21 protein-coding genes are annotated in these 22,701 nt (G+C 60.6%); 16 read left to right on the top strand and 5 right to left on the bottom strand.

From position 1 onward, the window contains the following. Window positions 1-77 precede the first annotated feature (77 nt). Complete coding sequence (locus ACFPB1_RS10485) at window positions 78-878, top strand: carbohydrate ABC transporter permease (protein WP_379224801.1); 801 nt, start codon at window positions 78-80, stop codon at window positions 876-878. Beyond that, window positions 764-2,116 carry an acyltransferase family protein gene (locus ACFPB1_RS10480; RefSeq protein WP_379224799.1) on the top strand — a complete coding sequence of 451 codons (1,353 nt, stop codon included), beginning with the start codon at window positions 764-766 and terminating at the stop codon, window positions 2,114-2,116. Before ACFPB1_RS10485 ends, ACFPB1_RS10480 begins: the two co-directional genes overlap by 115 nt. A 170-nt stretch (window positions 2,117-2,286) precedes the next feature. Here ACFPB1_RS10480 and ACFPB1_RS10475 read toward each other — a convergent pair whose 3' ends face one another. Beyond that, entirely contained in the window at window positions 2,287-3,270 is a 984-nt protein-coding gene (locus ACFPB1_RS10475) for a GntR family transcriptional regulator (protein ID WP_379224797.1), read from the bottom strand. 222 nt (window positions 3,271-3,492) lie between these two features. On the opposite strand from ACFPB1_RS10475, the gene ACFPB1_RS10470 reads away from it, so the two are divergent. Beyond that, window positions 3,493-4,149: a DJ-1/PfpI family protein gene (locus ACFPB1_RS10470; RefSeq protein ID WP_379224795.1), complete on the top strand. Its 657-nt coding sequence runs from the start codon at window positions 3,493-3,495 to the stop codon at window positions 4,147-4,149. A gap of 139 nt (window positions 4,150-4,288) precedes the next feature. Further along, complete coding sequence (locus ACFPB1_RS10465; protein WP_379224793.1) at window positions 4,289-4,738, top strand: DinB family protein; 450 nt, start codon at window positions 4,289-4,291, stop codon at window positions 4,736-4,738. A gap of 215 nt (window positions 4,739-4,953) precedes the next feature. Here ACFPB1_RS10465 and ACFPB1_RS10460 read toward each other — a convergent pair whose 3' ends face one another. Beyond that, a complete protein-coding gene (locus ACFPB1_RS10460; protein ID WP_379224791.1) occupies window positions 4,954-6,207 on the bottom strand; it encodes an MFS transporter in 1,254 nt (417 codons plus the stop codon). 54 nt (window positions 6,208-6,261) lie between these two features. After that, window positions 6,262-7,425, bottom strand: a complete 1,164-nt coding sequence (gene trpB / locus ACFPB1_RS10455) for a tryptophan synthase subunit beta (RefSeq protein ID WP_379224789.1) — start codon at window positions 7,423-7,425, stop codon at window positions 6,262-6,264. Between the two features lie 157 nt (window positions 7,426-7,582). Here trpB and ACFPB1_RS10450 point away from each other — a divergent pair, with 157 nt between their 5' ends. Together ACFPB1_RS10450 and ACFPB1_RS10445 are read left to right on the top strand one after the other, a co-directional pair. Further along, entirely contained in the window at window positions 7,583-8,701 is a 1,119-nt protein-coding gene (locus tag ACFPB1_RS10450) for a Gfo/Idh/MocA family protein (RefSeq protein WP_379224787.1), read from the top strand. A 122-nt stretch (window positions 8,702-8,823) separates the two neighbouring features. Further along, window positions 8,824-9,387, top strand: a complete 564-nt coding sequence (locus tag ACFPB1_RS10445) for an NAD(P)/FAD-dependent oxidoreductase (protein WP_379224785.1) — start codon at window positions 8,824-8,826, stop codon at window positions 9,385-9,387. 127 nt (window positions 9,388-9,514) lie between these two features. Here the strand turns inward: ACFPB1_RS10445 and ACFPB1_RS10440 are convergent, their stop codons facing one another. Next, on the bottom strand, window positions 9,515-9,919 hold the full coding sequence (locus ACFPB1_RS10440) for a hypothetical protein (protein ID WP_379224783.1): 405 nt from the start codon (window positions 9,917-9,919) through the stop codon (window positions 9,515-9,517). A gap of 257 nt (window positions 9,920-10,176) precedes the next feature. Between ACFPB1_RS10440 and ACFPB1_RS10435 the strand changes: the two genes are divergently transcribed. From ACFPB1_RS10435 to ACFPB1_RS10425, 3 genes are all read left to right on the top strand, one after another. Next, entirely contained in the window at window positions 10,177-11,334 is a 1,158-nt protein-coding gene (locus ACFPB1_RS10435; protein ID WP_379224781.1) for a helix-turn-helix domain-containing protein, read from the top strand. 23 nt (window positions 11,335-11,357) lie between these two features. Further along, window positions 11,358-11,741 (top strand): VOC family protein, encoded by a 384-nt coding sequence (locus ACFPB1_RS10430; protein WP_379224779.1) that lies wholly within the window; start codon window positions 11,358-11,360, stop codon window positions 11,739-11,741. Window positions 11,742-12,003: 262 nt separating this feature from the next. Further along, entirely contained in the window at window positions 12,004-12,495 is a 492-nt protein-coding gene (locus ACFPB1_RS10425; RefSeq protein ID WP_379224777.1) for a DinB family protein, read from the top strand. A 394-nt stretch (window positions 12,496-12,889) separates the two neighbouring features. Here ACFPB1_RS10425 and ACFPB1_RS10420 read toward each other — a convergent pair whose 3' ends face one another. After that, complete coding sequence (locus tag ACFPB1_RS10420; RefSeq protein WP_379224775.1) at window positions 12,890-13,582, bottom strand: NAD(P)H-dependent oxidoreductase; 693 nt, start codon at window positions 13,580-13,582, stop codon at window positions 12,890-12,892. Window positions 13,583-13,843: 261 nt separating this feature from the next. Between ACFPB1_RS10420 and ACFPB1_RS10415 the strand changes: the two genes are divergently transcribed. The 7 genes from ACFPB1_RS10415 (at window position 13,844) to ACFPB1_RS10385 (ending at window position 22,695) form a co-directional block, all read left to right on the top strand. Further along, complete coding sequence (locus tag ACFPB1_RS10415) at window positions 13,844-14,293, top strand: hypothetical protein (RefSeq protein WP_379224773.1); 450 nt, start codon at window positions 13,844-13,846, stop codon at window positions 14,291-14,293. 334 nt (window positions 14,294-14,627) lie between these two features. Then, window positions 14,628-15,899 carry a serpin family protein gene (locus tag ACFPB1_RS10410; RefSeq protein WP_379224771.1) on the top strand — a complete coding sequence of 424 codons (1,272 nt, stop codon included), beginning with the start codon at window positions 14,628-14,630 and terminating at the stop codon, window positions 15,897-15,899. Window positions 15,900-16,060: 161 nt separating this feature from the next. Further along, window positions 16,061-16,354 carry a hypothetical protein gene (locus ACFPB1_RS10405; RefSeq protein ID WP_379224769.1) on the top strand — a complete coding sequence of 98 codons (294 nt, stop codon included), beginning with the start codon at window positions 16,061-16,063 and terminating at the stop codon, window positions 16,352-16,354. 2 nt (window positions 16,355-16,356) lie between these two features. Beyond that, the gene (locus ACFPB1_RS10400) at window positions 16,357-17,121 is read left to right on the top strand and encodes an SDR family NAD(P)-dependent oxidoreductase (protein ID WP_379224767.1); all 765 of its coding nucleotides are present in this window, start codon (window positions 16,357-16,359) and stop codon (window positions 17,119-17,121) included. Window positions 17,122-17,420: 299 nt separating this feature from the next. After that, entirely contained in the window at window positions 17,421-18,104 is a 684-nt protein-coding gene (locus tag ACFPB1_RS10395; RefSeq protein WP_379224765.1) for a response regulator transcription factor, read from the top strand. Next, window positions 18,097-19,488, top strand: a complete 1,392-nt coding sequence (locus ACFPB1_RS10390; protein WP_379224763.1) for a sensor histidine kinase — start codon at window positions 18,097-18,099, stop codon at window positions 19,486-19,488. Before ACFPB1_RS10395 ends, ACFPB1_RS10390 begins: the two co-directional genes overlap by 8 nt. 81 nt (window positions 19,489-19,569) lie before the next feature. Beyond that, complete coding sequence (locus ACFPB1_RS10385; RefSeq protein ID WP_379224761.1) at window positions 19,570-22,695, top strand: efflux RND transporter permease subunit; 3,126 nt, start codon at window positions 19,570-19,572, stop codon at window positions 22,693-22,695. Window positions 22,696-22,701 lie beyond the last annotated feature (6 nt).

Genomic DNA, 22,701 nt, shown 5'->3' with positions numbered 1-22,701 from the left:
TAAATCCGGAATCCAAGTCTGCCACCGAGCTTTCCCGGCTCGTTCGCTCGCGACAGAAACTGTGGACGCGCACGATTATGCCACATGCGGCGCTCGCGCTTGTCGGTTGTTTGTTCCTATTTCCGATTGTCTGGCTGTTTATGACCGCGCTGAAAACGCCGGAGGAAATATTCGCCGTATCGCCTTCGCTGCTTCCGAAGGATTGGCAATGGTCGAACTACGCCGACGCCGTGTCGGCGATTCCGTTCAGTCGTTATATGGGCAACACGCTGCTGCTTTGCGCGATCAACATCGTCGGGCAGCTCCTGTCCGCGCCGCTTGTCGCCTATTCCATCTCGAAAATTCCTTGGAAGGGGCGCGGCGTCATTTTCTCTTTAATCGTAGCGACAATGATTTTGCCTGGCCAGGTGCAGCTTATTCCGGTATATATTATCTTCTCGAAACTCGGCTTGGTCGGCACGTTTGTGCCGCTTACGATCGGCAGCTTCTTCGGCGCTCCCTTCTATATTTTCCTGCTTCGCCAGTTCATGCTCGGTCTGCCTAGCGAGTTGATCGAGTCGGCGAAAATGGACGGGGCGTCCGAGCTGCGCACTTATGCCCAGATCATGCTCCCATTGCTTCAGCCGCCGCTAATGACGATCGCCCTGTTTACATTCGTCAACACCTATACCGATTTCATGGGGCCGCTCATTTATCTGAACGATGCGGCCAAATGGACCGTTACCGTCGGCTTGCAGAGTTTCCTGCAAGATCATGGAGCGCAATGGGAGCAGCTGATGGCCGCCTCGGCGCTTGTTACGCTGCCGATGATCGTGTTGTATTTCTTTGGGCAGAAGTATTTCATGAAATCCGGCTCGGCGCTGACGGGCTTCAAATGAACGGGGAGAGGAAACTGCAGCATCTGGAGGGTATGCGCGGCCTTGCAGCATGCGCCGTCGTGCTGGCGCATTTTTTTCAGGTGCTGCTGCCGGCTATGTTCGAGCGCAATCCGGCGCTTACGCATACGGCGTTCGACCGATTTGCGCCACAGACTCCGCTCAACGGTCTGTGGAATGGCAACTTCGCCGTTTGTTTGTTTTTCGTGCTGAGCGGGTATGTGCTGAGCATGAAGTCATTTCGAGGCGGCAACCGCCTGGCAGTGGCAGAGAGCTTACTGCGCCGCTATTTCCGGTTGGCGCTGCCGGCGCTCGCATCGGTCCTGCTGTGCTGGTGCCTAATGGCGGCTGGGTTGTCGTTTTACCCGGAGGCGTCAAAGCTGTCGTCGGCGACGATGCCCGATCCGTGGAGCGTTACGCCGACGCTGGCCGAGGCTGCTTGGCAGACGATCTGGCATACCTTCTTCAGCTACGGCATGGCCTACAATCCGGTACTGTGGACGATGACCTACGAATGGTTCGGTTCGCTTTCGGTATTCGCCGTATTGCTCGCTTTCGGCGGCAGTCGGCGGCACGGCTGTCGGCTGGCTCGCTTGCTGGCGTACGCAGTGGGGATAGCGCTGTCCTGGAATACGTACTACCTCGGTTTCTGGCTCGGAATGATCGCTTGCGAATGGGCGCCTTCGCGTGATCGGTCCGCGAGCGCTGGTAGGTCAGGCGCGCCACTCCGGAACCTCCTGCGCCGTAGCGGCATCGTAGCGGGGACGCTCGGCGCAGTCGGCTTTTACTTGGGCTCCTATCCGTACGTCAACCCGCCTGGCCCCTGGTACGACTGGCTGCCGGTCGGCCAAGGCTTGCGGCTCGATCCGATCGGCTGCCGCATCTGGGGCTCGTTTCTGCTGCTGCTCGGTCTACTTCTCAGCCCGCGTGTACAACACCTGTTGACGGGGGGGATGATGAGAATGCTCGGACGGCTTTCTTTTTCCGTCTACCTCGTACATTTCGCTGTGCTTTGCAGCTGGTCGAGTTGGTTATTCGCGCGATTGCATTCGGTCATTCCCTACCCGCTCGCGGTCGCGCTTACCGTTCTGCTATCGGTACCCCCGATCGCCTTACTTTCAATCTGCTTCGAATGCCTGATCGACCGCCCACTTTTGCGGGGGTTGAAGCGGCTTCAGCTTGGAAGAGGCAGCACCGTATTTGACCAGCAGTCTGGCCGAACGCGGGGGCACTCGGGGTGAGCTGCGTGTTTATTGCTATGAATGATTTCGCTCCGAAGGGAAAGCGAAGCAGAATAACGGTCTTTTTCGCTCATTTTACCTTTGGGATATGTAACGAAAAGGGAGCGTTCCAAACGCTCCCTTTGGCATAGCTCGGTCTACGCCGACCTTTAAGATGCAGAACAACGTCGTTATCCCTTTCGAAGGTTATCGGAAAGCTCCTTTAATAGAGCTTCACTGCTCGTTTCAAGTCGCATCGGGTAAAGAACGACTTTATCAGGTATCACACTTCGGATCTGCTGAAATACAGCCGAAGAAGCATACACGATATCGGATTGCCTGGTCACGTCCAATTCCTGTTCAAATCCCTCGTCATGAACGCCAACGGAATGAACCTGGATGTGATGGATCCCCGCATCTTGAACTCGACTAGACATCCATTCCCCGCCAATCTTCCCTAAACAAGCAAAGGTCACCTGAGTACCCTCACTTAACTTGGCGAGACTCAACAAGGTCTGCGGATCAATAGTAGCGCCAATCACATGAATATGATAATCATGGCCGCCCATTATTTTCCTTAATGAATCGGCATGGTTTACGGTCGTAATTAAAATATCTGAAGGTGATAACAGATCACTCACCGCCAATTGCTCACGCTCCAATTGCTCGATAAACAGGACCGTTACTTCGCAGCCGGTGATACGTTGAATCTCAGACTGATAAAAAAGATAATCGTGTTCACCGCATTCCACGAAAACAATTCGTTTTGGTTGATTCATGGCTGTTTCCTGGAGAAGAACAAAAGCAAGCCCCGCCATAAAAAAAGATTGCAGATCGATAGCTTCCTTTTTGGCGCTGTCTATGGTTTCGATGAACAGACGGTACATCGGTTCACGCTCATTCTGTAATTTTTGAACCTCCGGCCCTCGAGTCACGATCGTTCCACGCCCTTTATGGATCGTGACAAGCCCTTCATCACGCAATTGATTATAGACCCAGTTCACTGTATTGCGGTTCAGCAATAAGTCATCCGCCAATTGACTGGCAGCAGGGAGCATGTCGCCAGGCTCGATTTTTCGAGTTCCAATCAGCCATTTGAGTTGTTCTTTGATTTGCGTATTCACACCAAACGTTAAATTTGGATCAATTTTAAGCATCAAATTTTTATGGATCACTCATAACTCCTCATTTCATAGTTATATAGGTTTATGTCATTATAATACACCGTTTCGACATTGACAAAAGGCGGATGGCGAATTATAAATTAATATATACCTAGTCAAATATTAATTTAAGCATTATAAGAAGGGGGATCCGGATGAAATGATGAAGGAATGGCTTAGTAGGAGATTGTGGGGGCAGTGATTTAGAATTATCCAAAACGAGGAGGAAATAAGATGAGTAAAAAAAGCGGATTTCGGTTGGGAATTTACATTTTTAAAGACGCTGAAATTATCGATTATGCCGCTCCAATGGGAGTGTTCTCGGTAGCAAGGAGACTTGATCCGGAGCTTGATGCATTCCTCGTGGCCGACTCCATTAGGCCCGTACAAACGCAAGCCGGTTTAATCGTTCATCCGAATTACAGTTTTAGTGATCGTCCTGATATGGATGCCTTATTGATTCCTGGAGGTTTCGGGACACGACAAGAAACCTACAACAAACGGTTGCATGAATATATACGTTCCTTGCCTGAAACCACACTTCTGACGAGCGTATGTACAGGTTCTTGGATATACGGCAATATGGGACTTCTTGATGGCTTGGCTGCAACCAATCGTAAAGAACCCGACCGGATCGAAGCAAGCAGCTTTGGTAAAGTACCGATTGACCGATTAGCCGAAATTGCACCTGCGTGTAAAATCAGCAGCGCGCGCATTGTTGATTCCGGAAGGGTCATCACAGCCGGCGGTATCGCATCTGGCATGGAAATGGGATTTCATCTGCTGCGTCGAGCTGGATATGATGAGGCCTTTATCTCGGATGTAGCCCGGATCATGGAATATTCGAAGGCCTATGAAAATTATAAAGAGGATATCGAGTACTTTAAATAAACCATACAGGTGCGTATTGGAGCGGATATATTGAACGACATCACAAGATCGGCCAGCTCACCGAGTGTTGCAATAAGTTAATGAATAGGTATTCGGCCTTTTACTCATGCTAATGTAAGAAATAAGGAGGAGTACGTGTATGCTTGACTTTATGAGGGGATATTTGGTCAAGAGATCCGAGGAGCTGGAACAACGGCTGGCAGCCCTGATATCCGGATTGTCAGACGCAGATTTAAACTGGCGGCCGAATCAAGCCAGCAACAGCATCGCGAACTTAACCGTTCATATCGCCGGGCATATTCGACAACGAGTTGGATCTGGTATGAGGGATGTGCCATATGTCCGGGACAGGGAAGCCGAATTCTCAACATCCTTGAATTTGGACAAAAGTTCACTCCTTGCGACGGTTAGCGAGGTATTCGCCATGTTGGAAGGTACCGTAAGACAGCTATCCGATTCGGAGCTATTGATGGAGCAGACGGTGTCGGGCAACCGTAAGATGACCAATTTGGAAATACTGCTGCGCGGCATCGAGCATTATTCCGAGCATTTGGGCCAAATGATTTATATCGCGAAGCAGCGCAAATAATTGAGGTGCTTTATTTAGAAGTGCACCCCGTATCGTGGATATTGGATGAACACGTTAGTGTATGCCGATGTCCACGATACGGGGTGCTTTTATATGCCCCAACAGCGTCGAAGCCGCTTGTGAGCCGGAGCATCTCCCGCTCGATCGCTTCGATGCGCTGCTCGAACCGCCGGAGAGAGCGGCGCGATGATTGAGATGCCGGCACGCCGGGCGGCTCAGCCGCCCAAGGCATTATCCAGCTCCGGCTTCGCGGGCGCCGTCTTCAGCCTGATCAGCGGCAGCAGCACGGCCGCTCCCGCGAGGATGAACAGCCCCGCCAGCACGTATACGGAGACGAGCGACAGCGCGGTCATGACCACGCTCGACAGCATCATCGTCACGACCATCGCGCCGGTGAACATCGGGCTTAGGAAGCCGTTCACCCGTCCGATGAACGCATCCTCCGTATGCTGCAGCATGAGCGTATTGATGCCGGCGTTGACGCTCGGAATGACGAGACCGCCGGCGAATTGAAACGCGAGCGCTACAGGATAGCTCGTGGTCAGGCCCATGCCCATGAACGTCAGGCCGACGATCGCCATGCTGCACGTCATCAGCTTCGCCGGGGGGAGCTTGCTCGCGAAGGTCATCGCCAGCACGCCGCCGACGACCATCGCGACGCCGTTGCTCAGCGAGAACCACTGCAGCGATTCTTCGGGCTGGCCCAGCCGGTCCGTAATGAGGAAGATGCCCATCGGCTGAATGAGGCCGAGGCCGAATCCGACGGCGAAGAAGCCGCCGCCGAGCTTGCGGAGGACCCGGCTCGCCCGGATGTAGGCGAATCCCGCCCGAATGTCTTCCCGCACGCTGCGCTTCTCCGCCGCTTCCGCGCTCCGGGTCTCCCGCGGCAGCAGCGACAGCGTGGCGGCCGACAGCAGGAACGCGGCGCCCATGATCGCGATGGACGTCTCGATGCCGAAGCGCTGGAACACGAACATGCCGATGACCGGCCCGAAGATCATGAAGACCGCGAACATCGTTTGATGGAGCGACATCCCTTTCTGGACCAGCTCTTCGGGGACGTACAGCTTGAACAGCTTCATGCCCGCGGGCTGCGAGAACTGCGACAGGATCGAGGAGACCAGCGTCGCGAAGAAGACGGCCCGCCAGGAGCCGAGCGCCATGGCCGCCAAGATCGCCAGAATGGAGGCTGCACTAAGCAGGTCGCTGCACACCATCGTCCGCTTCGGCCGCCAGCGGTCCGCGAACGCGCCGCCGACGAACGAGAAAACGAAGATCGGCGCGAACTCCGCGACCGAGATGAGCGACACGGCGAAGGCATCGTCGTTCGTCATGTGTTTGACGTACAGCAGAATCGCGATATTGCGCACCCATATTCCGATTTCCAAAAACAACGTCGAAATCATAATCGTCTGCACGAACCGGTTGCGAAGCAGCGAAGAGGCCGGTGCCGGCCGATCGTCCGTCATCCATCTCATCCTTCCGTCTGGCGTAATGGGCGCAGTCGTTTGAGTTCCGATCGCTTATGGATTCAGCATCCGGAACACTTGCTCGACGTCCTTGTCGCCGCGGCCCGACAAGTTGACGATGAGAATGCGGTCCTTGGCCATCGTCGGGGCGAGCTTCTTGGCATGGGCGATCGCGTGCGCGCTTTCAAGCGCCGGGATGATCCCTTCGACGCGGCTCAGCTCCCGGAACGCCGCCAGCACTTCCTCGTTGGAGACGGTGACGTATTCGGCGCGGCCCGACACCTTCAGGTGGCTGTGCTCCGGCCCGATGCCCGGATAGTCGAGGCCGGCCGCGATGGAATACGTCGGCTTCGGATTGCCTTCCTCGTCGAGCAGCACCAAGCATTTGAAGCCGTGGATCAAGCTCGGCACGCCTTGGGTCAGCGTCGCCGCCTGGTCCGGCTCCACGCCGATCAGCCGCACGGACGGCTCGTCCAGGTAATGCGCGAACGCGCCGATCGCGTTGCTGCCGCCGCCGACGCAGGCGAGCACGGCATCCGGGAGCCGGCCTTCCTTCTCGAGGATTTGCCGCTTCGATTCTTCGCTGATGACGGATTGGAAATGCTTGACCATCGTCGGGAACGGATGCGGGCCGACGGCGGAACCGAGCAGGTAGAACGTGTTCTTATAGTTCGCGATGAGGTCGTTCAGCGCCTCGTCGACGGCGTCCTTCAGCCGCCCCTGGCCCTTGGCGACCGGCACGACGGTCGCGCCGAGCAGCTCCATGCGGAAGACGTTGAGCGCTTGGCGGCGCGTATCCTCGGCGCCCATGTAGATGACGCAGTCCATGACGAACATGGCGCAGGCCGTGGCGGTGGCGACGCCGTGCTGTCCGGCGCCGGTCTCCGCGATGACGCGCTTCGCGCCCATCCGCTTGGCGAGCAGGATTTGGCCGATGACGTTGTTGATCTTATGCGCGCCGGTATGGTTGAGATCTTCGCGCTTCAAATAAATCTTGGCGCCGCCCCAGGCTTCCGTCAGCTGCTTCGCGAAGGTCAGCGGATTTTCGCGGCCGACGTATTCGCGCAGGTAGTAGCGATATTCTTCGTTGAACGCCGGGTCGTCCTTGTATGTATGGAACTGTTCGCTTAAGTAATCCAGCACTTCCTGCAGCTCGGGCGGGACGAAGCTGCCGCCGAACTCGCCGAAATAGCCTTCGGGCTTTAAGGTTTCCGTCATTTTGCAAGCGCCTCCATTTTCCTATAGTCATCCCTTTCGTTTCTATGGTAGCATAATTCGTAGCAATGGTCTTGGGAAAAACTCGGAGCGCGGGCGAAATATTGGAAACGCAATCATCGCCTCGAACCCGGTAAGAAAACAAGGAGGCATATAAGCAATGAGCAATATCGTAAAGCTTGGTATGATCGGGCTCGGAGAGGCGGCGCAGGTCATTCACCTGCCCGTTCTGGAGGCTATGCGGGACCGGTTCGAACTCACGGCGATCTGCGACGTCTCGCCGGGGCTCGTGCACGCGGTCGGGGAACAATACCGCGTCGCGCGGCGGTATACGTCGGCGGAGGAGCTGCTGGACGACGAGGAAGTGGAAGCGGTGCTCGTGCTGAACAGTGACGAATACCACGCGGACTGCGTCGTCGGCGCGCTGCAGCGGAACAAGCACGTCTTCGTGGAGAAGCCGATGTGCCTGAACGACGCCGACGCGAGGCGGATCATCGCCGCGAAGAACGCGTCCGCCGGCAAGGCGATGGTCGGCTACATGCGACGCTACGCGCCGGCGTTCGTGCAGGGCGTGGCGGAAGCGAAGAAGCTGGGCCGGATCAATTACGCGCGGGTGCGCGACATCATCGGGCCGAACAGCTATTTCATCCGTCAGACCGCGAGCGTCCTTCGTTTCGACGACATTCCGGCCGAGCAGGCGGAGGACCGGCGCGTTCGCGGGGCGGCGCAGGTGAAGGAGGCGCTGGGCGAACGGGCGGAACGGTTTTACGGCACGTACCGGCTCATGGCGGGACTGAGCAGCCACGACTTGTCCGCGATGCGCGAGATCCTCGGCATGCCGTCGCGGGTGCTGGCGGCGTCCCGCTGGAACGACGGCCAGTTCATGAGCGCGATGTTTCAATACGACGCGGGCTTCAACGCGCTGTTCGAGACCGGCATCGACCATCAGGGGCGCTTCGACGCGACGATCGAGGTCATGGGCGAGACGGGCACGGTCAAGGTCGACTACGATACGGCCTACATCCGCCATCTGCCGACGACGCTGACGGTGACGGAATCGGACGGCGAGACGTATAAGGAGTCGGTCATCCGCCCGACGTTCACGGATTCGTATACGATCGAGCTGCGGCTGTTCCACGACGCCATCGCGCACGGCGCGCCGATCAAGACGACGCCGGAGGACGCGGCGGAGGATCTGGCGCTGTTCCGGATGCTGGTCGAAGCGATGGACGAGGCGGAGCAGCGTGTGGGCCGCGCGCAGGCGAGCCCGGTTTCGTAGCGATCGGGCGGCCCGGCGATATTCGCAACATAGGGATATGACAAGTTGAACAACCCGGATTCAAAGCGTAATATAGGGGACGAAAGCGCTTGTATCTTAAATTCCATTCGGGAGGTAAGAACATGACGGAAATCGCAATCATCGGAGCAGGACCGGCGGGCGGAAGCGCGGCGTTGTTCGCGGCCAAGGCCGGCAAGAAGACGCTGCTGATCGACAGCGATCAGAGCATCACCAAGAAGGCCTGGATCGAGAACCACTACGGCGTACCGGAAATCACGGGACCGAACCTGGTCGAGACCGGCATTAACCAAGCAAAGAAATTCGGCGCCGAGTACGTGCAGGGCAAAGTGACCGAGATCGCCAAGACGGACGGCGGCTTCCGGATCGCGACGGAGTCGGGCGAATCGTACGACGCCAAGGTCGTCATCGTCGCGTCCGGCCTCTTCCTGGACTTCGCGGAGAAGTCCGGCCTGAGCACGAAGCCGGGCACGGAGCCGCGGATCAAGACGATTCTCGACGCGGACGCGGAAGGCCGCACGAACGTGCCGGGCATCTGGGCGGCCGGCACGTGCGCGGGCGTCAGCGTGCACACGATCATTACCGCGGGCGACGGCGCGAAGGTTGCCATCAACGTCATCAGCGAGCTGAACGGCGCGCGGTACGTCGACCACGATTTGTTGAAATAATCGGCCTAATCCGAACGACGCTTTTCTCCCTTTCTCCCGGAGCGCCGGCAGCCGCCGACGCGCCGCGGGAAAGGGAGTTTTTCATTCGCGCCGCCGGCAGGGAATCGCCGGACCGAGCGGGAATGGGTTAGGTGCGAACGCATGAAGGAGCGGCGCGCCGTCCCGCGCGCCTCGATCCGGCGGAGCCGGCGCTGGGCCGAGGCGGCCGGCTGGCAGGCGCCGGCCGGCGCGCATGGCGTGCCGCGGCATGGCGCTGGCGGCGCGCGGCATCCCGCCGGCAAGACGGAGGCGGCGATAGCGCCGCCTCGTATACCGCCGCTGCTTCCGCCGCGAGCCGCGTCTCTACGACGCGGCGTTCGCGACGCCTTCGGCCCCTTCCCCCGCCGCCGGGAATGTTCGTCTCCTCGTTGTTTTCGGCGACGTCCTTCGTACTGCCGCCGCCGCTGCCGATGATCGGGAGAATGTCGGCGTTGCCGAACAGGATCGTCCCCTTATTGGTCACGATGATTGCGGTTTGAATCCAGCAGGCCATTCGCATCAGCGTCCTTATTGTCCAGTCGTTGCTCCAGCTTATGTCCGGCGCTGGATGCCCGAAATGGCGCATGTCCCGCATCCGGCATAATGGCCGTACGTCCGGGACGGCCGAAGGCGCACGGATGCGTTTGCGATTCTACCGCCGGTTGAATGGGACGCTTCAACCGACGTTTGCTAGAGCGGAAGCGGCAGCCATGCTATGCTGAACCCAGACAGTGCGCACTGTACAATTTCGTTTATCGGAGGCGGTTCGGAATGGAAATGCGGAAGATCGGCGCGTATATCTCCAGATTGAGAAAAGAAAAAGGCATGACGCAGGCGGAATTCGCCGAACGGTTAAGCTTGAGCCATCAGGCGGTATCGAAATGGGAGCGCGGCGAATCGCTTCCGGATATCGGGTTGCTGCCGACCATTGCCCGGCTGCTCGGCACGTCCATTGATGAGCTGCTGGAGGGCGAGCGCCGGGTGCCGGCCGCGCCGGCAGCCGCGCCGGCAGAGGCAGTCGCCGCGGAAGCCGCGGTCGCGGCGGCCGAGGAGGCGATGGCCGAGGTGGCGGTAGTCGAGGAGGCGGAGCGCGCAGAAGCGGAGGCCGTGGCAGAGCTGGGCGCGGAGGTGGAGGCGAAGGCTGAAGCGGCGGAGGGCGAGGACACGCAAGCGGAGGCGAAGACCGAGGCGGCGGAAGGCGAGGACGCGCAAGCGGAGGCAGAGGCGACGTCCGAAGCGGCGGAGAGCAGGGACGCGGCCGCCGAGGCGGACGAAGACGGAGCGGATGCCGAAGCTTCGGGAGCGCTCGCCGTTGCCGATGCGGACGAGAGCGCCGGCGCCGAACGGGAAGAAGAGACCGCCCGCGGCGAGCGGCGCGAAGGACTCCCGAGCTTGGATTCGATATTGCAGCTGGCGCCGTTTCTCGGCAGCGACACGATCGACGTGATGCTCGGCTACGTCGAGGAGGGACTGGCGGATGCGGACGTCCTCCATGCGCTCGCCCCGTTCATCGGCAAAGCTTCGCTCACCCGCTTGGTGGACCGCGCGGCTGAAGGCAAGCTCGAGATGCGCCATCTCGTCGGACTGGCGCCGTTTCTGGACGCCGAGCAGCTCGACCGGCTCGTGCTGAAGAGCGACGCGAGCGAGCTCGACTGGGAATCCATTCACGCGCTAGCGCCGTTCATCGGCCGCGGCACGCTCGACCGCCTCGCCGACGGGGCCATTGACGGCACCATCGACGTCGAACATCTCGTCGGACTGGCGCCGTTTCTGTCCCGGGAAAGCATCGGGAAGCTGCTGGAGCACGCGGAATCCGGCGCGCTCGGTGCCGACGTGCTCTCGAGCCTGGCGCCGTTCATGGACAAGGCGTCGCTGGAGCGGCTCGTCCGGCGCATGCTGGAGCGGACGCTGCCGCGCGCGGCGGAGTAAGCCCGGGAGGAGGAACCATCGCAATGAATGGAGCTGCGATTCCGATGCTGGCGGTCGAGGATGCCGCGCGCGCCATCGCGTTTTACAAGCGCGCCTTCGGCGCCGAAGAAGTCCATCGCATCGCGACGGACGAAGGGAAAATCGCGCACGCTGAGATGAGGATCGGGGAAGCCCGGATCATGATCGCGGACGAGTTTCCCGGACATAACCGGTCGGCCGCTTCACTCGGCGGCACGCCAGTCATGCTGTACCTATACGTCGGCGACGTCGACAAAGCCGTGACGAGAGCCGTTTTGGAAGGGGCCGAGATTCTTCGCCAAGTCCAAGACCAGCCTCATGGGGATCGGGTAGGGAAAATCGAAGATCCGTTCGGCCACGTATGGATGCTCGCAACCCCGCTCGACTGAGGAACAGGGAGCACCTTGCAGGAAGCGAAGAGAGGCAGCCGCGGGTGAACCGCACCCCAATTGTTAGACACCATCTAACGATTGGAAGTGCAGTTCACAAGCGCGGCTGCCTTTTGCCCTGTCAACGCCGGCACGCAAGCCGCGTCCGCCCAAACGAAGAACGAAATGATTTTTACAGAAATTAGCAGGATATGCGCCTTCCGTTGGCGAAGTAGGTACGGAATCGACTGAGGCACGGAGTTGAAATCGGGAGGCGAATGCGATGCGGAAACTGTTCGAATACAATTGGCAGGTGCGCGACGATTGGTTCGACTGGTGCGAGACGGTGGACGAGCAGGAACTGCTGAAGCGTCGGACGGGCGGGCCGGGGAGCATTCTCTATACGCTGTTTCATATCGCGGAATGCGAGTATGCTTGGATCAGCGGGCTGCAGGGCAAGCCGGACCAAGGAGAGCCGCCGTTCGAGGAGTATGCGAGTCTGCAGAAGGTCAGGGCGTTCTCGGAGCAATGCCGCGCGATGGTTGAGCCGTTCGTTCGGGAGTGGAACAGCGGCATGGAGCACCTGGTGCTGACCGGCGAGGGCCCGCCAGGGCAGCGGGAAAGCTTCGCGTACGGCGAAGTGATGCGGCACGTAATCGCCCATGAGATCCATCACATCGGCCAGCTGTCCGTCTGGTCCCGCGAGCTCGGCAAGCAGCCGGTGACCGCGAATTTGATCCGCCGGGGCTTGTACAAGACGGAAGCGGCGAACTGACCTGCCGATCCAGGGAAAAGGCCGCCGGGACAGCCGGCGGCCTATTTGCCCGCGCGGATGTCCGCTTGCGGCTCATTGAAGAGGGTACCCGCAGCGGGCAGACGTGTCCTCGCGTTATCGTTACTTTGCGATTACCGCGAGGATTTTCCCGATCGGAATGTCCAATCGCGAATTCAACCGTTGGTTGAGGGAAATCGGCTTGTTCGCTTCGCTCTCGCTGCTGCTCGGCGTGTTTCCGGCCTGGCTCATCTGCCGTACCGCGATGAGAAGCTTGCCCCCGAGGCCGGGCAGATCGGCGTACGACCGGAACCCTGATGACGCCAATAAACGCGAAGAAACCTGCCGAATAGACGGCAGGTTTTGTTGGCGTGACGATAACCGCGCATAAGCTGGCTTAGAAGCGCTTCGCGGCTTCGCGGGCTTGGACGATCGCGTGGGCTTTGATCGTTTCGGCTTGGTCGGCTTGCGCGGCCATGCCTTCCACGTACACGGCCTCGAAGCTCGGCACGCCCAGAAACTTGAGCACAGCGCCGAGATGGCGGTGCGCCATTTCGAATTCGGCGAAGTGGCCTTCGGACAGCACGCTGCCGCTGGCTTGGATGTGGAACGCTTTTTTGTCGGCCAGTAGCCCGATCGGGCCGTCCGCGGTGTAGCGGAACGTTTTGCCGGCGATGAAGAAGGCGTCGATGTACGCTTTCAGTACCGGCGGATAGGAGAAGTTCCACACCGGATTGACGAAAATGTATTTGTCCGCTTCGACGAACTCGTCGACCAGCTCGCCGAGCCGGCTGACCTTGGCTTGCTCGGATCCCGTCAGCTGCGCGAACGGCGTACCCGACCGCAGCTTGCCCCAAGCGCCGAAGACCTCTTCGTTCAAGAGCGGAATGTCCGTTTGGAACAAGTCGAGGTGGTAGATGACGTCGTTCGGATTCACGGCATGGTAGGCATCGAGGAATTCCTTGCCCACGGCCATGCTGTACGATTGCTCGACCCCATTCGGATTGGCGGTGATATACAGGACTTTTTGGCCCGGCTCGCCGGATGCGGCGGCGGAAGCGGCGAATAAAGGCGTCAATCGGTTCAACATTGAAAAAGCACGTCCTTCTTATGATTTGATTGAACGAGCTGGACCGTCAGAAGCGTCGTGGATCTGGCAGCCGGTCATTCGTACATAGAACGACGCGGCGCTTCCGGGTGTGACAGGCTGCGCGGCAAGACTGGGCAAGCGCGCCGAATGAATCGGCGCCGGCGCGCAGGAGAATGGCGGGGCGGCCGCGAAGGAATAGGCGCGGGGCCGAACGAACCCGCGACTTTGCTTTCGATGACGCTTCCGTGGAGGGATGGAACGATGGCGCTGCCGATGACGTTTACGCCGCAAGAAGCGGCGGCCTATGCAGCGGAAGGCTGCTTGGAAGAATGGGTGCATTTGTTCTTGAAGACGGCCGGCGGCAACCTGCCGTTCTCGGACGGACTCAAGCTGCAGAAGCGGTATTGGGCCGGGCCTGTGCGGCTGCCGCTCGGGGAGCTGGCGCGCTGCTGCGGGCCGGAACCGGAGATGGAATTTCACAACCCGGCGGACAGCTGGGACGCGCATGTAGCCAAGCTCGAGGCGGTCCTTCGGGAGGGCTGGGCGTATCCGCCGCTGATCGCCCAAGTCGTGGACGGGAAGCTGTCGATCCGCGACGGGAACCACCGGCACGAGGCGCTTCGCCGGCTGGGAGCAACGTCCTGCTGGACGATCGTATGGGGCAGCGAGAGCCGAGAGGAGCTGGCGCCTTGGAGCGAACGGGAGGCTTAGCGCTGATAGCCCGGCTGCGGAGTTCTTCCGTTTGCGCGGGGCGCAACCGCCTCGCCCGTGGCAAACGCGAAACGGCGGCAATCGGGGATGACATCGCCATCCCGATTGCCGCCGTTTTTGTTGCGCCTTGCCGCATGTCCAACCATCCGACGCCTCGCCTCCTCCCCGTTGCCCAGGTTTTCGACCTTGAGTCTGCGCCGGCGATATTTTATTTCCGGGGAAATGCTTCGAGTGGAATCGGCTGCTTGTGCAGCTTATCGCGTGCAAGAGTCCCAGCAACCTTTTCCAATCTTGACACGTTAAACCAGTAACCGGAATCACTGGGGGGATCAAGATGAGAGAACAATCCATGCTTCGCCGGCCGCTCCGGTTGACGGCGGCGGCCGTCGCGCTGGCCTGCCTGCTCGGACGCTGCGGGGAGAGCGTTGAATCGCCGAAGTACCAAGCGTCCGACTTGAATCGCGAGTTGGTGACTGGGGAGGGCGAGTTTGCCATGCGGCTTGCCGAGCCCCTGCTGACTAACGAGGATGGAGAGCGGGGCAACACGGTCTTCTCGCCGTTCAGCGTCTCACTTGCGCTCTCGCTTATGCTGGACGGCGCGAGGGGCGAGACACGGGAGGAGCTGCTGAAGCTGCTCACCATTCAGGGCATGGGGCGCGACGCAATCAATCATGGCAGCGAAGTGCTGCTGAATCTGATTCAGCATGATGATCCGAAGACGGAGGTCCGGATCGCCAATGCGATCTGGGCGCAGAAAGGCTTGCCGTTGCAGGACGAGTACGTGAAGGCGATGAAACAGGTGTACGCCGCGAAGATCGCGCCGATGGATTTCAAAAATAAGCTGGCCGCGGTCAAGACGATCAACGGCTGGGTGAGCGATCGGACCGAAGGGCTCATCCGCGACCTCGTCACGGAGGATGTCATCACCGGGCGGACCGTGATGATGCTCGCGAATGCGATTTACTTTCACGGGATATGGACGGAGCCGTTCGAGCAGTCGGAGACGCGCGATGCGCCATTTCACCGGGAGGACGGCACGGACGTGACGGTTCCCATGATGGGGAAGCGGGAGGCGCTGCCACATAAGACGACGCCTGCGTACAAGGCGGTGCAGATTCCGTACGGATCGGGACAATGGCGCTTCATCGCCGTGCTGCCCGCCGACGGCAAGACGCTGAAGGAAGCCGAAGCGGCTTTGCTCCGCGGCCCGGGCGAGTGGACGGAAGGCTTTGAGGAAGGCGAAACGGCGCTGGCACTGCCGCGGTTCAAGATCGAAGCGGCGACGGATCTGACTGAAATTCTGAGCGCGCTCGGGATGGTTCAGTCGCAGACCCCAGGATCGGCCGATTTCTCGGGCATCGCGGGCGCCGAAGCCGAACTGTTCGTCTCGCGCGTGCTCCACAAGGCATATATCGAAGTAGATGAAGCGGGAACGAAGGCGGCCGCGGCGACGGTGATTGCAGCCGATAGCGGAGCCTCGGGCCCAGTCCACGCGTTCGAATTCCGCGCCGACCGGCCGTTCCTGTTCGCCATCGCGAACGCGACGACGGGCGTCCTCGCGTTCATGGGCTGCGTGGCCGACCCGTCGGCGATGACCGCGGATTAGCACCGGCCTCCGTATTCAAGCGGATCGCGGCGGAAGCCGGCTCCTTCGATCCCCGGCGCTGTCTTGAGTGGCGAACCGTTGGCATGGCAAGGGCTTGGCCGCGGCGCCGATTATGGTATAATGTCCCTGGTTCAACTTGTCCGAGTGGAGGTTTGCGAGAGATGAAGGTAACGATCATCCATGCCGAGATGACGCATGACCGGGAGAACGGGTACCGGGGGTCCGTGCAGTTCGAGGCGGAGGGGCACAAGCATCCGTATGAAATCACGCTGCAGCTGAACAGCCTGCGCGGGACGACGTGGGACTACAGCCTCCGCTTCGCGAAAGAGTCCGGCTCGGAAGAACAGATCAGCGAGGTGGAGGCGGCGATCGAAGCCGACGACGATCTGTTCGACATGCTGATCGACGCCGCGGCGGACACGCTGCCGGACGATATCGAAGACGGGGAGGATTAATCATGATCGGAATCGATCTAAGCGGCAGAACCGCGCTCGTTACGGGCGCGACGGGGGAATTAGGGCGCGTCATGGTGCGCACGCTGGCGGCGTGCGGAGCGGACGTGGCCATACATTACAACACGAACGAAGCGAAAGCGAACGAGCTGGCGGCGGAGGTCCGGGCTGCCGGCCGCCGCGCGGCCGTCGTGCGGGCGGACATCACGAAGCTGGATGACATTCTGGCGATGCGCGACGCCGTGACCGCCGAGCTCGGCCATGTCCATATCGTGGTCGCCAACGCCGTCGTGCAATACCAGTGGACGTCGGTGCTGGAGCAGTCGGAGGACGATTACCGCAGCCAGTTCGAATCGTGCGTGCTGCAGAGCGTCCATTTGGCCAAGGCGTTCGTGCCGGCGATGATCGAGCGCGGCGCCGGACGGATGATCGGCATCAACACGGAATGCGCGATGCAAAATTTCGAGACGCAGTCCGCGTACGTCGCGGGCAAGCGCGGTATGGACGGCGTGTACCGGATCCTGGCGAAGGAAGTCGGCGCGCACCAGATCACCGTTAACCAGGTCGCGCCGGGATGGACGATCTCGGAGCGCGACCGGACGAACGGCACGGAGCGCAGCGAGAGCTACGACAGCCGCGTGCCGCTGAAGCGCAGGGGCACGGACCAAGATATCGCGAATACGGTCGCCTTCCTGGCGTCCGATCTCGCCGGATTCATCACGGGCGCTTATATTCCCGTTTGCGGCGGCAACGTTATGCCCGCCATCTGATCGAGGCAACGCGCGCCCGGCGAGCAGGGCATCGGCCGCCCGCCGGTGCCGCTCGGCCGCCTGCGCCGACAAGGGCGATTCCGCACGCCGTCGCACGACGGCCGGGATCGCCTTTTTTGGCATGCGCAGGCAGCGCGGTAACTTGCCGCAGCGCATGGCCCGGTCCGGCGCGCGGGGGCGGCCCGATCCATGCCGGGAGGCTGCCGGACTAGCTTCTTGGCCCGCAATTCGCAATAATAAATAGATCGGGGTGCGGCAAGCGCCTGTGTCATACGGAAACGCGAGGTGAGTAATCGGCAATGGCAAAAATTGCGGTCGTGGACGACGACGCGCATATCCGCGAGCTGGTAGGGCTCTATCTGCGCGACGAAGGCTTCGAGATCGTCGAGTTCGGGAACGGCGAAGCGGCATGGAACTATATCGCCGAGAACGGGATCGATATGGTCATTATGGACATCATGATGCCGCGCATGGACGGGTGGGAGCTGTGCCGCCAGCTGCGGGCGGCCGGCGACATGCCGATTCTAATGATCACGGCCAAGGGCGAGTCGGAGGAGAAGATCAAGGGCTTCCAGCTCGGCACCGACGATTACATGACGAAGCCGTTCGATCCCATGGAGCTGGTCGTGCGGGTCAAGGCGGTACTGAAGCGGTACCGGATCTCGGCTTCGCAGATGATCACGGTCGGGGGGATCGTGCTGGACCGGCTCGCGTACCAGGTGATCTTCAAAGACACCGAGGAGGCGGTCACCATTCCGCTCAAGGAATTCGAGCTGATGTACAAGCTCGCCAGCCATCCCGGCCAGCTGTTCACGCGGGCGGCGCTGATCGAGCAGATCTGGGGGTTCGAATACGCGGGCGACGACCGGACCGTCGACGTGCACATCAAGCGATTGCGCGAACGCTTCGCCGCGTACGAGGACCAGTTCAAAATCGTGACGCTCCGCGGGCTCGGCTACCGGCTCGAGGTGCTGAATGACTAGGTCGCTGTACGTCCGGACGGTGCTCGTCTTCATCGCGGCCGTCATCGTCAGCCTCGTCTTCGCGTTCGTGCTCGCCATCCATATGTACAGCAGCAACGTCAAATCGCTCGCGGAGGGTCAGATGATCGCCCACGGCAAGAAGATCATCGCCGAGCTCAGCGAGGCGGCGCCGGCGGACCTGGACGCGGTGATGGAGAACGCGGTGGAAGTGCCGGGGCTGCGCGTCAAAATCATGGACGCGGACGGGTGGACCGTCGCGTACGGCGACGGAGGCAGCAAGCAAAACACGCCGATCGCCGCGTCCCAGCTGGCGCCCGTGCTGCAGGGCGGCATTTACCGGGGCATGGTGGCCTACGGCAAGGACGAGCATGCCGGCCCGTCGTTCCTGATCGGCCTGCCGTTCCAGCTGGGCGACCGGCCGTACGCGCTCTACATCACGCCGGAGATCGACCGGCTGCTCGAGATGTTCCGCAAATTCACGCTGACGGTGCTCGGCTACGTCCTCGCCGCGGGCAGCCTGCTCATCCTGCTCGCGGCGCGATACATCGTCAAGCCGGTGCAGCGGCTGACCGACGCGACCAAGCGGATGGCGAGGGGCGACTTCGGCGTCGTGCTGGCGTCGAAGCGCAAGGACGAGCTCGGCGTGCTGACCGCGGGCTTCAACGAAATGGCCGGCTCCCTGCGCATGCTCGACAAGCTGCGCACGGACTTCGTGAACAACGTGGCGCACGAGATCCAGTCGCCGCTCACGTCCATCGCGGGCTTCTCGAAGGCGCTCCGCACGAAGGCGCTGAACGACGAGACGCGCAGCCGGTACTTGACCATCATCGAGGAAGAGAGCCAGCGGCTGTCCCGCCTGAGCGCGAACCTGCTCCGCCTCTCGGTGCTGCAGCAGAACCGCGAGCCGCACAACCCGGCCGCCTTCCGGCTGGACGAGCAGATCCGCCGCTGCGTCATCGCGAGCGAGCCGCAGTGGCGGGCCAAAGGCATCGAGCCGGAGCTGGAGCTGGACGGCGTGACGGTCTTCGGCGACGCGGATAGTCTGGAACAGGTGTGGCATAATTTGATTAGCAACAGCGTCAAATTCGCGGAGCCGGGCGGACGGATCGCCATTTCGCTCCGGCGGGAGGGCGACACGGCGGTCGCGGAGGTGCGCGATAACGGCCGCGGCATCGAGCAAGACGAGCTGCAGCATATTTTCACCCCGTTCTATAAGGCCGACCGCTCCCGGGATTTCGCCGTCAAGGGCAACGGCCTCGGCCTGTCGATCGCCAAAGCGATCGTCGATTTGCACGGCGGGACCGTCGAAGCGGAGAGCGAGCCCGGCGTGGAAACGCGCTTCGTCGTCCGGCTGCCGGCCCGGCCGAACCTCGGCCCTGTTTGATTTTGTAACGGCCCGTTCATGCTCAGTTCAAAAACGTCGGGTATCATCCCTCTATATAAAGAGAAGAGGAGAGAAAGAAGTATGAACGGTTTAACGCGTTTCAGCCTGAAGAACAGCGTGGCGGTCGTCATCCTGTGCGTCCTCGTGCTGATCCTGGGCTTCTACTCGACGACCCAGATCAAGCAGCAGACGTTCCCGGACGTGACATTCCCAGCCGTCTTCATTCAGACGGTATATCCGGGCGCCTCGACCGAAGAAATCGAGTCCGAGGTGACCAAGCCGATCGAGCAAAGCCTGATCGGGCTGAAGAATTACGATTCCCTGACGAGCACGAGCTCGGAAAATTCCTCGAGCATCTTCCTGCAATATCCGTTCGGCACGAACATGGACGATAAAATGAAGGACGCGGAAGCCGCCGTCGCCAAGCTGACGCTGCCGGAGAACGCGAAGGTAACGGTGCAGCGGCTGTCGTTCGGCGAAGCGCCGATCTACGAAGCGGCGATCTTCTCCTCCAAGCAAGACGCCGAAGAGCTGCAAAAGACGCTGGAAAACGACGTCGTGCCGAAGCTCGAGAAGGTGGCCGGCGTCAGCTCCGTGTCGCTGAAGGGCACGGTGTCGCAGCAGCTGCGCATCGAGGTGGACAAGGATAAGGCTGCGCAATACGGCATTTCGCTGAGCGCGATCCAGTCCGCGATCAAGTCGCTCGACTACGCGGTGCCGCTCGGCTCCGTCAGCCAGGGCGAGAACACGATTCCGATCCGCCTCGTCGGCAAGATCGGATCGCTGGATACGATCAAGAACCTGCCGCTGACCCCGGGCATGGGCGCGGGCGCTGGACAAGGCATGGGCGCGGGAGCCGCAGCGGGTGCCGGCCAAGGCGCGGGCGGCCAAGGCCAAGGGGCGGCCGGCGCGCCGAAGCTCAAGCTGTCCGACATCGCCGAAGTGAACACCGTCTCGTCGCAGGACGAGATTACCCGCTACAACGGCCAGCCGAGCTTCATCGTCGGCGTCGTGAAGACGCAGGACGCCAACACGGCCGACGTGTCCGACGCGGTCAAGGACGTGCTGAAGACGTACCAGGACAAAGGCACGCTCGACGTCCGTCTCGTGCAGGACCAGGGCGCGGACATCAAACATTCCGTGTCCTCGCTCATCCGGGAAGGCTCTTACGGCGCGCTGTTCTGCGTCGTCATCATCTTCCTGTTCCTGCGGAACGTCCGCGCGACGATCATCTCCATCCTGTCGCTGCCGATCTCGATCTTCGCGACGATCGCGCTGCTGAACCAGATGGGCTACACGCTCAATATTATGACGCTCGGCGGCATCGCCGTATCCGTCGGCCGGATCGTCGACGACAGCATCGTCGTCATCGAGAACATCTACCGTTGGCGCCAGGAGAAGGGCCGCGACATGAATGGCAAGGAGCTGGCGTACCGCGCGACGCGGGAAGTCATCGGCGCGGTCGGCTCGTCGACGATCGCGACGGTCGTCGTGTTCCTCCCGCTGGCGTTCGTAACGGGCATCATCGGCGAGTTCTTCCGCCCGTTCGCCGTGGCGGTCGTCATCTCGATCCTGTGCTCGCTCTTCGTCGCCATGATGCTGATCCCGGTGCTGGGCGCGAAGTTCTTCCGTTCGATCAAGCCGCATAAGGAAGGCGGCCGATTCATAAGCGGCTACGAGCGGCTCATCCGCGGCGCGCTGAAGCGCAAAGGGTGGGTGCTGGCGCTGGCCATCGTACTCCTGTTCGCGTCGTTCGGAACGATTCCGCTGCTCGGCGTGGCGTTCCTGCCGGCCGGCGAGACGGCCTCCATCACGGTCAACGTGAAGATGCCGGCACAGACGCCGCTCGCGGAGACGGACGCCGTCGGCGCGAAAGTGGAGAACTACCTCAAAGGCCTGAAGAACATCGACAATTATCAAGCAATGATCGGCGGCGCGAACAATCCGTTCGTGCAAATTCCAAGCACCAACACCGCGTCGTTCAAGGTGATCTTCAAGGAAGGCGCCGACGTCGACACGAATGCGATTGTCGACAAGGCGAACAAAGACTTGAACGCGCTCGTGACGGCCGTATCGCCGAAGGCGACGGTCGACATTAAGGAAGGCGAGCAGAACGGTCCGCCGACGGGCAACGAGGTCACGGTCAACCTGTATTCCGACGATCTCGAAGCCCTGTCCAAAGCCGCCGTGCAGGTCGAAAACCTGATGAAGGCGAGCCCGGACATGAAGGACGTCGAAAACAATCTGAAGGACGTGTCCCCGAAATGGGTCTTGTCGCTGAAGCAATCCGCGAAGGACCTGGGCGTCTCGTCGTACCAAATCATGGCCGCCGTGGGCGAGCAGCTTCGTCCCGTCGACGTTGGCACGTATACGCTCGACAGCAAGAACTGGGACATCACGATGGCTTATAAGCAGCCGATCACGTCCAAATCCGAGCTCGAGAACGTCGGCATCCCGACAGCCGCCGGCATGAAGAAGCTGGGCGACCTCGTCGACGTGTCGGAATCGGAGGCGCCGGTCGCCATCAATCACGAAGAAGGCAAGACGTACGCCGAAGTAAAAGGGAACGTCAAAGACACGGACAAGACGGCTTCCGTCACGAAGTCGATCACGTCTGACATCGACAGCCTGTCGCTGCCGGACAACGTCGACGTTAAGATCGGCGGCGGGCTCGAGATGATCAACAGCGGCTTCAGGAGCATCGGCATCGCGATGGCCGCGGCCGTCGGCCTCGTCTTCCTCGTCATGAGCGTCACGTTCGGCGGGCTTCGGACGCCGCTCATCATTCTCTCGTCCCTGCTCTTCGTGCCGAGCGGCGCCCTGGGCGCCCTGCTGGTCACGGGCAATTCGCTCTCGATGAGCGCCATGATCGGGATGCTGATGCTGGTCGGCATCGTCGTTACGAACGCCGTCGTGCTTCTGGACCGTGTCGAGAACAACCGCAAGGCCGGCATGGACCTGCGCGAGTCGCTCGTCGAGGCGTCCAAGACAAGGCTTCGTCCGATCCTGATGACGGCCTGCGCCACGATTCTCGCGCTCCTGCCGCTCGCGCTGTCCAAATCGTCGACCAGCCTGATCTCCGGCGGCCTGGCCGTCACCGTAATCGGCGGCTTGGCGACCTCGACGCTGCTGACGCTGATCGTCGTGCCGGTCATCTACGAGCTGACGGGCAAGCGCAGCAAGGTGCGTCAGGACCTGGAGATCTAACGGTTA

The organism is Paenibacillus sp. GCM10023250, assembly GCF_042653205.1.
Taxonomy (GTDB): Bacteria; Bacillota; Bacilli; order Paenibacillales; family Paenibacillaceae; genus Paenibacillus_Z.
Note: the sequence above shows the minus strand (reverse complement) of the source record. Positions and strands in the feature narration are given on the sequence as shown.

Excerpts from the sequence above, each read along its gene's own strand:
- ACFPB1_RS10485 (WP_379224801.1), top strand. The coding sequence starts at position 78 with ATGCCACATGCGGCGCTCGCGCTTGTCGGTTGTTTGTTCCTATTTCCG.
- ACFPB1_RS10480 (WP_379224799.1), top strand. The coding sequence starts at position 764 with ATGGGAGCAGCTGATGGCCGCCTCGGCGCTTGTTACGCTGCCGATGAT.
- ACFPB1_RS10470 (WP_379224795.1), top strand. The coding sequence starts at position 3,493 with ATGAGTAAAAAAAGCGGATTTCGGTTGGGAATTTACATTTTTAAAGAC.
- ACFPB1_RS10465 (WP_379224793.1), top strand. The coding sequence starts at position 4,289 with ATGCTTGACTTTATGAGGGGATATTTGGTCAAGAGATCCGAGGAGCTG.
- ACFPB1_RS10460 (WP_379224791.1), bottom strand. The coding sequence starts at position 6,207 with ATGACGGACGATCGGCCGGCACCGGCCTCTTCGCTGCTTCGCAACCGG.
- trpB (WP_379224789.1), bottom strand. The coding sequence starts at position 7,425 with ATGACGGAAACCTTAAAGCCCGAAGGCTATTTCGGCGAGTTCGGCGGC.
- ACFPB1_RS10450 (WP_379224787.1), top strand. The coding sequence starts at position 7,583 with ATGAGCAATATCGTAAAGCTTGGTATGATCGGGCTCGGAGAGGCGGCG.
- ACFPB1_RS10445 (WP_379224785.1), top strand. The coding sequence starts at position 8,824 with ATGACGGAAATCGCAATCATCGGAGCAGGACCGGCGGGCGGAAGCGCG.
- ACFPB1_RS10440 (WP_379224783.1), bottom strand. The coding sequence starts at position 9,919 with ATGGCCTGCTGGATTCAAACCGCAATCATCGTGACCAATAAGGGGACG.
- ACFPB1_RS10435 (WP_379224781.1), top strand. The coding sequence starts at position 10,177 with ATGGAAATGCGGAAGATCGGCGCGTATATCTCCAGATTGAGAAAAGAA.
- ACFPB1_RS10430 (WP_379224779.1), top strand. The coding sequence starts at position 11,358 with ATGAATGGAGCTGCGATTCCGATGCTGGCGGTCGAGGATGCCGCGCGC.
- ACFPB1_RS10425 (WP_379224777.1), top strand. The coding sequence starts at position 12,004 with ATGCGGAAACTGTTCGAATACAATTGGCAGGTGCGCGACGATTGGTTC.
- ACFPB1_RS10420 (WP_379224775.1), bottom strand. The coding sequence starts at position 13,582 with ATGTTGAACCGATTGACGCCTTTATTCGCCGCTTCCGCCGCCGCATCC.
- ACFPB1_RS10415 (WP_379224773.1), top strand. The coding sequence starts at position 13,844 with ATGGCGCTGCCGATGACGTTTACGCCGCAAGAAGCGGCGGCCTATGCA.
- ACFPB1_RS10410 (WP_379224771.1), top strand. The coding sequence starts at position 14,628 with ATGAGAGAACAATCCATGCTTCGCCGGCCGCTCCGGTTGACGGCGGCG.
- ACFPB1_RS10405 (WP_379224769.1), top strand. The coding sequence starts at position 16,061 with ATGAAGGTAACGATCATCCATGCCGAGATGACGCATGACCGGGAGAAC.
- ACFPB1_RS10400 (WP_379224767.1), top strand. The coding sequence starts at position 16,357 with ATGATCGGAATCGATCTAAGCGGCAGAACCGCGCTCGTTACGGGCGCG.
- ACFPB1_RS10395 (WP_379224765.1), top strand. The coding sequence starts at position 17,421 with ATGGCAAAAATTGCGGTCGTGGACGACGACGCGCATATCCGCGAGCTG.
- ACFPB1_RS10390 (WP_379224763.1), top strand. The coding sequence starts at position 18,097 with ATGACTAGGTCGCTGTACGTCCGGACGGTGCTCGTCTTCATCGCGGCC.
- ACFPB1_RS10385 (WP_379224761.1), top strand. The coding sequence starts at position 19,570 with ATGAACGGTTTAACGCGTTTCAGCCTGAAGAACAGCGTGGCGGTCGTC.